A 10,015-nucleotide genomic window follows, 5' to 3' on the forward strand; every position below is an offset into this window, starting at 1 on the left:
CCGGCGCGCGCGGCCGTGGCAGGCATGCGCACCGGCCGCGCGCGGGGCGGGAGCTCAGCGCCGGATCCGGGTGAACTCCGAGTACTCCCACTTGCGCAGGGCCAGCACCGCGCTGCAGCCGTTGCGCGCCGCCAGCGGCAGCTGCGAATCGTGGCGGGCGAGGGGGGCGAACTCGCGCGCCAGCTTCTCCATCTCCGCGGCGATGTAGCGCATGGAGCCGTCGGACAGCATGCCGGCAAGGAAGTGGAAGCCGTCCTCCGGCTCCGCGAACGGCGCGGCGAAGAACTCCGGCAGGATCCGCTCCAGGAAGAAGCCGTGCACCGGGCCGTTGCACCTCCAGGTGAAGTTGCGCGCGGTCAGCTTGCGGATCCGGTGCGGCGGCCGGTAGTCGATGATCTTCAGCGCGTCCAGGCGCAGCAGCAGCGAGACCAGCTCGTTCTCGTCGATGCGGAACGCCGCCAGGATCTGCGGGAACTTCCAGTCGTTGAGGATCAGGTAGGTGGTCAGCAGCAGGCGCGCGTCGGCAATCAGCGCCTGCTCCTGGCTGGCGCTGAGCTCGGTCATCAGCTGCGGGGCGCCGTCACCGCGCAGAAGCTCGTCCAGGCCCAGGCCCAGCACCTCGCAGATCTGGTCCAGCCGTGCCAGGGAGAAGGTGCCGCGGCTGAGGTCGCGCTTGACCGTCGGCTCGCTCACGCCCAGCCGGGCGGCCAGGTCGCGGTAGGTCATGCCACGGGCGCGCAGCTGGGTCCGCACGGCCTCGAGGATCAGCTTGGAAGCGGACATGGACGGATCGTTCGACTCGGGATCGGCTCAAGGTATCATCCAGTGATACCTTCCGTGGCAGTGGATGCGCCTTGCGCAGGCCGGCCTTGCCGCCTCGATCGGCGCCGGAGAGGCTTTCGCGCAACTCCACGTCCACACTGCCAATGCCTGCGACCCACGCTGTCCGTCCCCTGCCCCTGCGCATCGCCAGCACCGGGTACTACGTTCCCTCGCGGCGGGTTGATTCGGCCTGGTTCGACCGGCACTGGGGCAAGCCGGACGGCTGGACCCGGCGCCACGTGGGCATCGACTACCGCCACTTCGCCGGCCCCGACGAGCCGGCCTCGCTGATGGCCGCCGAGGCCGCGCGCATGGCCCTGGACCGCGCCGGGCTGCAGGCCCGCGAGCTGGACGCGGTGGTGAGCGTGGGCGGGGTGATGGAGCAGGCGATCCCCTGCACTGCCGCCCTGGTGCAGCGCCGCCTGGGCCTGGAGGACAGCGACACCCCTGCCTTCGACGTCAACGCCACCTGCCTGGGCTTCCTCGCCGGCCTGGACCTCGTCGCCGCCTCGATCGCGGTCGGGCGCTACCGGCGGGTGTTGCTGGTGGCCGGCGAGGTGCCGTCGGCGGGACTGGACTGGAACGACACCGACACCGCCGCGCTGTTCGGCGACGGCGGCGCGGCGGTGATCGTGGAGGCCTGCGCGGCGGGCGCCCGGCGGTCGAGTACAGCGCGGTCTACGCCCGCCACCTGCCGGCGCGCGCGCAGCGCGCCCTGGACCTGCTCTCGGCCGCCAGCTGCCGGCTCGGTGCGCCCCTGTTGCGGAGATTCGCACTTTGACCTGGCATCCGGACCTGTACCGCCACTGGTATGCGGTGGCACGCACCGGCGAGGTGGGCGAGCGGCCGCTGGCCGTGACCCTGCTCGACACCCATATCGCCCTGGCCCGCGCCGGCGACGGCTGGATCGCACTGGAGGACCGCTGCCCGCACCGGCACGTGCCGCTGTCGGCCGGCTGCGTGGCCGATGGCCAGCTGCGCTGTCCGTACCACGGCTGGTCGTTCGACCGCGAAGGCAGGTTGCGCCACCTGCCCGGCCTGCCCGCGCACGCCCCGCTGCCTGGCGTGAAGGTACGCAGCTTCCCGGTGGTCGAATGCGACGGCTTCCTGTGGCTGCGCCCTGGCACGGAAGGCGAGCCTGCGCCGCCGGAGCTGGTCCGCGGCACGGACCCGGCCACGCGCCGCTTCCAGTGGCGCACCACCTGGAAAGCGCACGTGCTCGATGCCATGGAGAACTTCCTGGATCCGATGCACACCCACTTCGTCCATCCCGGCCTGGTCCGGGTGGAAAGCCGGAGGGTGGCGGCACGGGCCCGTTTCCAGGCCACCAGCGAAGGCTTCACCGTCGACTACCGCGGCACGCCGAAGCAGTCCGGGCTGCTTTACCGGCTGTTCGAGTCCGAGCGCACGATGGAGCGCGCATGGTTCGCCGCCCCCGGCAGCGCGCGCCTGGAGTACCGCTACGCCAACGGCAGCCGGATCCTGTTCGACCTGCACTTCAGCCCGCGCGACGCCGGATCGACCGAAGTGTTCGTGGGACTGCACGTGGAAGGCCGGCGTGCCCCGGCCTGGGCGATCCGGCTGCTGGCCTGGCCACTGCTGAAGAAGGTCAACGACCAGGACGTGCGCATGCTGGAACTGCAGGCGGGGAACCTGGCCCGCTTTGGCCGCCGGCGCGGGGCCTCGACCCCGATCGACGTGGTCCGTCCGGCGCTGGAGCGGTTCTGGAGCGAGGGCCGCCTGCCCGCGCCCGGCGAATGCTTCGAGGTGGAGATGATGCTGTAGCCGGCGCGGGCTACAGCGCCAGGTCCAGCAGCAGCACGCCGGCCAGGCCGACCACGGAGATGGTCGATTCCATCACCGTCCACGAGCGGAAAGTCTGGGCCATGGACAGGCCGAAGAACTCCTTGAACATCCAGAAGGCCGAGTCGTTGACGTGGGAGCCGAACACGCTGCCGGCGCCCACCGCCAGCACCATCAGTTCCGGCGACACGCCGGTGCTCTCCACCAGCGGACCCACCACGCCGGCGGCGGTGATCACCGCCACGGTCGAGGAGCCGATCATCACCCGCAGCAGCGCGGTGGCCAGCCAGGCGAACAGCAGCGGTGGCATCTGCCACTGCCCGGCCAGGGCGGCGATGGTCGCGCCCACCCCGCTGTCGACCAGCACCTGCTTGAACACGCCGCCGGCGGTGATGATCAGCAGGATCACGGCGATGCCGCCGATGGCGGCATTGAGCCAGCGCGTCTGCGTCTCCAGGCCCACGCCGCGGCGATGGCCCAGGAACCAGAACGCCAGCAGGGTCGACAGCAGCAGGGCCACGGTCGGGTTTCCAAGGAACAGCAGCGCGGTGCGCACCAGGCCTTCCGGCAGCAGGCCGTCGGCAACCACCGAGACGCTGATCAGCAGCACCGGCGACAGCGCGATCAGGAACGAGCATGGCGCGCCCGGCAGCTCGCCGCGCGCACCATCTTCCGGACCGTTGAACAGGTCCGGCAGCGGCGGGTTGATGGATTTCAGCCGGCGCGAAAGCCAGGGACCGGCGATCACTACCGCCGGCACGGCCATCACCAGGCCGTACAGCAGGGTGCGGCCCATGTCCGCGCCGAAGGCATTCACCAGCACCACCGGTCCCGGATGTGGCGGCAGGAAGCAGTGGGTGGTGCTCAGCGAGGCCACGGTGGGGATGGCCAGCAGCAGGATCGGCAGGCCGGTGCGTCGCGCCAGCGAGAAGACCAGCGGCACCAGGATGATGAAGCCGGCATTGAAGTACAGCGGGATGCCGACCAGGAAGCCGGTCAGCAGCAGCGCCCACTGGATGTTGCGCTCGCCGAAGGCGCCGATCAGGGTGGTGGCGATCTTTTCCGCCGCGCCGCTTTCCTCCAGCACCTTGCCCAGGATCGCGCCGAGCACGATCACCAGCGCCAGCCCGGCCAGCGTGCTGCCGACGCCGGCATCGATGGTCCTGACCAGGTCCTGCGGCGCGATGCCCAAGGCCAGGCCCATCGGGATCGCCACCACCAGCAGCGACAGGAACGGGCTCAGCTTGCGCGCGGTGAGCAGGATCTGCAGCGCGATGGCGGCGGCGATGATGAGGAACGTGGCCATCCAGCAACTCCCCGGGAGTGAGTGGTACGACGTCCGGCCATGGCCGGCGCGATCGGTTCGTGCGGGCGCGCGGGATCAGCCCTCCGTTGCCGCGCGGCGCTGCGCCAGCGCCTCGCGGCCGGCGCGCAGGGTCTCGACGATGGCGTCCACGTCGTAGACGCAACCGCCCCAGGTCCCGCCGCTGGCTTCCTGCAGCGCGGCCCATAGCCGGGTGTCGGCCGGCAGCTTCGGATGCGGCGCGATGGCCGGATGCACCGGGCGCGAGGCCAGCACCTTCGCGCCTTCCTCCGGCGACAGCGCGTTCGCCTGGTCGGTGCCGATGAAGTCGATGCTCCCCTGCAGCGTGTTGCGGTCGATCACGATCCGCACCAGGTCGCCATCGCGCAGGCGACCGATCGGTCCGCCGGCCAGCGCCTCCGGCCCAACATGGCCGATGCAGGCGCCGGTGGAAACGCCGGAGAAACGCGCATCGGTCAGCACCGGCACGTGCTTGCCCCAGGGCAGGTACTTGAGCGCGGAGGTGAGCTGGTAGGTCTCCTCCATCCCGGTACCCGCCGGACCGCAGCCGGCCAGCACGACGACGTCACCGGCCACCACCGCGCCCTCGCCCCTGGCCTTGATCGCGGCGATGGCCTCGTGCTCGCTGGCGAACACCCGCGCCCTGCCGGTGTGGCGGTAGACGTTGTCCGCGTCGACCACGGAAGGATCGATCGAGGTGGCCTTGATCACCGAGCCATCCGGCGCGAGGTTGCCGACCGGGAACACCAGTGCAGATGTCAACCCGGCGGCGCGGGCCGCATCCGGGCCCATGATCACGTTGCCGGGATCGACGCCATCCAGCTCGCGCAGCCGCTGCCGCGCGATGCGGCGTGCCTGGCTGTGCTCCCACCATTCCAGGTTCTCGCCGACGGTGCGGCCGCTGACCGTGGGGATGTCCAGGTGCAGCAGTCCCATGTCGCGCAGGTGCAGCATCACCTCGGGCACGCCGCCGGCCATGAACACCTGCACCGTGGGATGGTGGCGCGGGCCGTTGGGCAGGGCGTCGACCAGGCGCGGGGTGGCGCGGTTGGCGGCGGTCCAGTCGGCCACCGTCGGCGCGGCAAGTCCGGCGGCACGCGCGATCGCCGGCACGTGCAGCAGCAGGTTGGTGGACCCGCCGAAGGCCGCATGCACCAGCAGCGCGTTCTCCACCGCCTTGCGGGTGAGGATGGCCGACAGCGGCGTGCCGGCCTGGGCCAGCCGCACCAGGGCCAGCGCCGAGCGCCGCGCCATGTCCAGCCATACCGGCTCGCCGGAAGGCGCCAGTGCGCTGTGCGGCAGGGCGATGCCCAGCGCCTCGGCGATCACCTGCGAGGTCGCGGCGGTACCGAGGAACTGGCAGCCGCCACCCGGCGAGCCGCAGGCGCGGCAGCCCATGGCCGCGGCGTGTTCGAGGTCGATCAGGCCATGCGCATAGCGCGCGCCGATGGTCTGCACCTTGGCCGTGTCCTCGGCGCCGCGCGCCGGCAGGGTCACGCCGCCGGGCACGATCACGCCGGGCAGGTCGCCGCAGCCGGCCAGGGCCAGCATCATTGCCGGCAGGCCCTTGTCGCAGGTGGCGATGCCCAGCACGCCGCGGCGCGTGGGCAGCGAGCGCACCAGGCGGCGCATGGTCATCGCCGCGTCGTTGCGGTACGGCAGGCTGTCGAACATGCCGGTCGTGCCCTGGGTGCGGCCATCGCACGGATCCGAGCACATCACCGAGAACGGCAGGCCGCCGTGGCCGGCGAACGTTTCCGCGGCGGCGCGCACCAGGCGGTCGATCTCCCAGTGGCCGGTATGCAGGCCGAGTGCGACCGGCTGGCCGTCCCCGGCACGCAGGCCACCCTGGGTGCTGACGATCAGGTACGGATCGCGCGCGATCTCGCTGGCGCGCCAGCCCATGCCGGCATTCTGGGTCATGCCGAACAGGTGCCCGCTGGGCGCCTGGCGCAGCATCGTATCGTCGATCGGCAGGCGCCCGGGCGGACCCTCGCCGGAGGTACGGGTTTCCGCCAGGGCGGTTCCGTCGCCGAGGATCGCGTCGAGGGCATCAGCCTGCATCGTTCACCTCATGCGTCGGCGGTGGTCCACTTGCCATCCACCAGGCGCCACAGGGTGCCGGTGGGATTGGCATCGCGCAGCGCCGGCGGCAGCCGGTGCGGGCGCACGTTGTCGTAGCTGTGCAACGCGGAGAAGCGCAGCAGCGAGGCCGGGATGCCGACCGCGGTGAACGCCGGGTGGCCGGTGGCCGGATACGGGCCGCCGTGGTTCTGCGCCGGCGACACCGCCACGCCGGTGGGCATGCGGTCGTTGATCAGGCGGCCGACGCGGGTGCGCAGCACCGGCGCGATCACGTCGTACTGCGCATCGTCCGAGCCGGCGGTGTCGCTGTAGATGGTACCGGTCAGGTTGCCCTCCAGCGCATGCGCGACCTGCAGCATCTGCTCTTCCGACTCGGCCAGCACCAGCAGGCAGACCTGGCCGAAGGCCTCGTTCTGCAGCTCGTGCGGCGCCTCGAGGAAGCGCTTGCCGGATACCCGCAGCAGGGTCGGCTGGAAGGCGTAGCCGGCCGCTTCCTCGGCGATGCCGCCGCCGGCCAGCAGTTCGGCGCCGGCGGCGCGCAGCGCGGCCACCGCCTCGGCCACGGCTTCCGGCGCGCGCGGGGTCAGCAGCACGCCGGCCGGCGTGGCCGCGGTCAGCCGCTGCAGTTCCTGGACGAAGGCGTCGGTGTGCTCGCCCGGCGGCAGCACGGCGATGCCCGGGCGGGTGCAGAACTGGCCGGCACCCATGGCGCAGGAGCTGGCCAGTTCGGCGGCGATCGCCGCACCGCGCTCGCGCAGGGCGCCGGCGAGGATGAACACCGGGTTGACCGAGGACATCTCCAGGTAGGCCGGCTTGCCCGCGGCATCGGCCGCGGCCTTGATCGCCATGCCCGCCGGGCGGCTGCCGGTGAAGGCAATGGCCGCGGTGCGCGGGTCGGTGACCAGGCGCAGGCCCAGCTCGTTGGAGGTGTGGAAGAACATCTGCACCGTGCCCGAGGGCAGGCCGCTGGCCTGCACCGCCTCGGCCGCGGCCTGGGCCAGCAGCAGCGAGGTATGCGGATGCGCCGGATGCGCCTTGGCGATCACCGGGTTGCCCGCGGCAATGGCCGCGGCGAAGTCGCCGCCGGACACGCCGTTGAACGCGAACGGGAAGTTGTTGGGGCCGAACACCACCACCGGGCCGCCGAGCGGGGCATGCATGGAGCGCAGGTTGTTGGCGGTGTCGATGGTCGGCCGCGCCCAGCTGCCGTCGCGCGCGGCCTGCGCGGCCTGGCGCAGCTGGCCGGTGGTGCGCGGCAGCTCGGCCTTGCGCAGGCGCGGCTCCACCGGCAGGCCGGTCTCGCGGTGCGCGGACTCGATCAGCGCCTCGGCGCGCGCCTCGATCCCGGCGGCGAAAGCCTCCAGGAACTGGGCGATGCGCTCGCCGGGCAGGCGCGCCAGTTCGGCCGCGGCGCGCTTGCCGGCTTCGAGCATGGCGTCGAGGTCTTCCCAGCCGGAGACGGGGAAGTCGTGGCTGTCGATCTCAAGCTTCTGCGAGGGGTCGAAAGCACGGAAGCTGCCGGTGGGCGCGTTGGCCGCGACCCAGCGGCCGTCGAGCAGGATGGGTTGCAGGTTGGACTTGCTCATTGCACGGGGTTCTCCAGGACCAGGCCGTCGATCTCGATGCGTACCACGTCGCCGGACTGCAGGGTGAAGGATTCGTCCGGCACGATGCCGGTGCCGGTGAACAGGAAGGCGCCGAACGGGAAGGACAGTTCGCGGAACAGGTAGCCGGCCAGCTCGTCCAGGCCGCGCTTGATCTGCGAGGTGCGGGTCTGGCCGGAGAAGGCGACCGCGCCGCCGCGCAGGATCTGCAGGCCGATCGCCAGGTCGGTCATGGCCGCGGCCGGGCACAGGCGGAGCGCCGGGCCGATCGCGCAGGAACCGTCGTAGACCTTGGCCTGCGGCAGGTACAGCGGGTTCTCGCCCTCGATGCTGCGCGAGGACACGTCGTTGCCCACGCTGTAGCCGCGGATCGCGCCGTCGGCGTCGAGCAGCAGCACCAGTTCCGGCTCGGGCACGTTCCAGTGGCTGTCGCCGCGCACCCGGATCGGCTGGCCATGGCCGACGGTACGCCAGCCGGCGGCCTTGAAGAACAGTTCCGGACGCGGCGCGGCGTAGACCTTCTGGTACACGTCCGCGCTTTGCGACTCGGCCTCGCGCGCCATGCGGCTGCTGAGGTAGGTGACGCCGCTGGCCCAGGCTTCCTGGGCATCCTCGATCGGCGCCAGCAGCGGGCCGTCGGCGGCTTCGCCGGTGGCGGCATCGTGCAGCGCCGCCTGCGCCGCCGGCGCCGGCAACGCCAGCCAGGCGGCGAGGCTGAAGCCCGCGGGCAGGTAGCGGCCGTCCAGGGCCCAGCGGGGGCCGTCGGCGGTGGCGTGGCGGGTAAGGCTTGCGGTCATGGGCACTCCACTGTTCGACGGTTGGGGGGAGCGGATCCGGCTAGGCTGCCGCCAGCGCCAGGCGCACCGCTTCCGGCGTGGCCGGATCGAGCGCGGCGTAGGCCTCGCCCAGCGCGGCGGCGAAACGCGCGTCGCCCGCCAGCGTACCGAACACGCCGTCCAGCGCGAGGAACGCGTTCACGTCCCGGGCAACATCGCCCGTGCATGCCTTGCCGATCTGCGCCAGCGTCTCCGCCAGCGGATCGACGATCGCCACATCGCGGGCCGACTGGCGGCGCACGAACTGCAGCCAGCCGGCCACCGGCAGGCACAGGCGGTCGATCGGCCGGCCGGCGGCCAGCGCATCGGCGATGGTGCCCAGCAGGCGCACCGGGATCTTCTGCGAGCCGTCCCAGGCGATCTGCGCCAGCAGGTGGCGGATGGCCGGGTTGCGGAAGCGCGCGAGGATGGCGCCAACATAGGCCTCCGGATCGAAGCCCTCCGGCCGCTGCAGCGAAGGCACGATGTCCTGGCGCATCAGCCGCTCGACGAAGCCCGCCAGCACCGGATCGCGCATGGCCTCGGCCACGCTTTCCAGCTCCATCAGCGAACCGAGGTAGGCCAGCGCCGAATGCGGGGCGTTGAGCAGGCGCAGCTTGGCGCGGTCGTAGCCGGCGATGTCGCCGCTCATCACCACGCCGGCGCGTTCCAGCGGCGGGCGGCCGTTGCGGAAATCGTCCTCCACCACCCACTGCGTGTACGGCTCGCGCTGCACCGGCCAGGCGTCGGCCACGCCCAGCGCGGACTGCACCTGCGCGCGCACACCGTCGTCGGTGGCCGGGGTGATGCTGTCGACCATCGAGCGCGGGAAGGCGACCTCGCGTGCGATCCACTCCGCCAGCTCCGCATCGACGCGACCGGCGTAATCGAACACCGCGCGGCGCAGGCGGCCGCCGTTGTCGGCCAGGTTGTCGCAGCTGAGCACGGTATAGGCCGGCAGGCCGCGCGCGCGGCGCAGGCGCAGGCCCTCGACCAGCCAGCCGATGGCGGACACGGGCGCCTGCGGGTTGGCGAGGTCGTGGGCGATGTCCGGATGCGCGGCATCCACGCCGTCGGCGGACAGGCAATAGCCCTTCTCGGTGATGGTCAGGGTCACCAGGCGCACGTCGGGATCGGCCAGGCGCGCGGCCACCGCCTCGCGCTGCTGCGGCGCGCACAACACCTCGCGGATCGAACCGACCACCCGCAGCGCCGGCTGTTCGCCCAGCAACACCAGGGTGTACAGGCCGTCCTGCGGCGCCAGCGCATCGCGCACGCCGGCGCTGTGCAACGACACCGCGCTGATCGCCCACGCCGGATCCAAGGCCAGCAGGTCGTCCAGGTACACCGCCTGGTGGGCGCGATGGAAGGCGCCGGGACCGAAGTGGACGATGCCGATGCGGGTGGCGGCGCGGTCGTAGGCGGGGACGGCGATGCCGGCCGGGAGCCGCGCTAGCGCGGCGCTGGAAAGGCGTGGGGTGTGGGTGGAACTCATCTGCTTGCCGGTGGGGAGGGGAACGCGCATGGCCGGGCCATGCGCGGGGAAAGGGGGGCGGCGGGGC

Annotated in this window: 8 protein-coding genes and 1 pseudogene; 2 read left to right on the forward strand and 7 right to left on the reverse strand. The window is 72.2% G+C overall.

What is annotated here, in order from left to right:
* Positions 1 to 54: 54 nt before the first annotated feature.
* Positions 55 to 783, reverse strand: coding sequence for a helix-turn-helix transcriptional regulator (locus tag B351_RS0104815; protein WP_019397916.1), 729 nt, complete (start codon positions 781 to 783; stop codon positions 55 to 57).
* A 416-nt stretch (positions 784 to 1,199) separates the two neighbouring features.
* Between B351_RS0104815 and B351_RS18245 the strand changes: the two are divergent.
* Positions 1,200 to 1,412: pseudogene (locus B351_RS18245) on the forward strand (ketoacyl-ACP synthase III); the annotation flags it as partial.
* Here the strand turns inward: B351_RS18245 and B351_RS17955 are convergent.
* Positions 1,349 to 1,513: a hypothetical protein gene (locus B351_RS17955; protein ID WP_232207889.1), complete on the reverse strand. Its 165-nt coding sequence runs from the start codon at positions 1,511 to 1,513 to the stop codon at positions 1,349 to 1,351. The pseudogene B351_RS18245 and the gene B351_RS17955 sit on opposite strands and share 64 nt — an antisense overlap.
* Before the next feature lie 86 nt (positions 1,514 to 1,599).
* Here B351_RS17955 and B351_RS16235 point away from each other — a divergent pair, with 86 nt between their 5' ends.
* Positions 1,600 to 2,607 (forward strand): aromatic ring-hydroxylating dioxygenase subunit alpha, encoded by a 1,008-nt coding sequence (locus B351_RS16235; RefSeq protein WP_019397917.1) that lies wholly within the window; start codon positions 1,600 to 1,602, stop codon positions 2,605 to 2,607.
* A 10-nt stretch (positions 2,608 to 2,617) separates the two neighbouring features.
* On the opposite strand, the gene B351_RS0104825 is transcribed toward B351_RS16235, so the two are convergent.
* The 5 genes from B351_RS0104825 to B351_RS0104845 all read right to left on the reverse strand — a co-directional run bounded on the left by B351_RS0104825 (position 2,618) and on the right by B351_RS0104845 (position 9,948).
* A complete protein-coding gene (locus B351_RS0104825; RefSeq protein ID WP_019397918.1) occupies positions 2,618 to 3,931 on the reverse strand; it encodes a gluconate:H+ symporter in 1,314 nt (437 codons plus the stop codon).
* A 75-nt stretch (positions 3,932 to 4,006) separates the two neighbouring features.
* Complete coding sequence (locus tag B351_RS0104830) at positions 4,007 to 6,013, reverse strand: YjhG/YagF family D-xylonate dehydratase (RefSeq protein ID WP_019397919.1); 2,007 nt, start codon at positions 6,011 to 6,013, stop codon at positions 4,007 to 4,009.
* Between the two features lie 8 nt (positions 6,014 to 6,021).
* Positions 6,022 to 7,620 carry an aldehyde dehydrogenase family protein gene (locus tag B351_RS0104835; RefSeq protein ID WP_019397920.1) on the reverse strand — a complete coding sequence of 533 codons (1,599 nt, stop codon included), beginning with the start codon at positions 7,618 to 7,620 and terminating at the stop codon, positions 6,022 to 6,024.
* Positions 7,617 to 8,435 carry a fumarylacetoacetate hydrolase family protein gene (locus B351_RS0104840; RefSeq protein ID WP_019397921.1) on the reverse strand — a complete coding sequence of 273 codons (819 nt, stop codon included), beginning with the start codon at positions 8,433 to 8,435 and terminating at the stop codon, positions 7,617 to 7,619. Before B351_RS0104840 ends, B351_RS0104835 begins: the two co-directional genes overlap by 4 nt.
* 40 nt (positions 8,436 to 8,475) lie before the next feature.
* Complete coding sequence (locus B351_RS0104845) at positions 8,476 to 9,948, reverse strand: mannitol dehydrogenase family protein (RefSeq protein ID WP_019397922.1); 1,473 nt, start codon at positions 9,946 to 9,948, stop codon at positions 8,476 to 8,478.
* Between the last annotated feature and the right edge of the window lie 67 nt (positions 9,949 to 10,015).

It is taken from the genome of Pseudoxanthomonas sp. GW2 (genome assembly GCF_000283075.1).
Lineage (GTDB): Bacteria > Pseudomonadota > Gammaproteobacteria > Xanthomonadales > Xanthomonadaceae > Pseudoxanthomonas.

What these genes read in the sequence shown, in the direction of transcription:
- B351_RS0104830 (WP_019397919.1), bottom strand. Translation starts at nt 6,013, where the DNA reads ATGCAGGCTGATGCCCTCGACGCGATCCTCGGCGACGGAACCGCCCTG.
- B351_RS0104825 (WP_019397918.1), bottom strand. Translation starts at nt 3,931, where the DNA reads ATGGCCACGTTCCTCATCATCGCCGCCGCCATCGCGCTGCAGATCCTG.
- B351_RS0104840 (WP_019397921.1), bottom strand. Translation starts at nt 8,435, where the DNA reads ATGACCGCAAGCCTTACCCGCCACGCCACCGCCGACGGCCCCCGCTGG.
- B351_RS0104845 (WP_019397922.1), bottom strand. Translation starts at nt 9,948, where the DNA reads ATGAGTTCCACCCACACCCCACGCCTTTCCAGCGCCGCGCTAGCGCGG.
- B351_RS0104815 (WP_019397916.1), bottom strand. Translation starts at nt 783, where the DNA reads ATGTCCGCTTCCAAGCTGATCCTCGAGGCCGTGCGGACCCAGCTGCGC.
- B351_RS0104835 (WP_019397920.1), bottom strand. Translation starts at nt 7,620, where the DNA reads ATGAGCAAGTCCAACCTGCAACCCATCCTGCTCGACGGCCGCTGGGTC.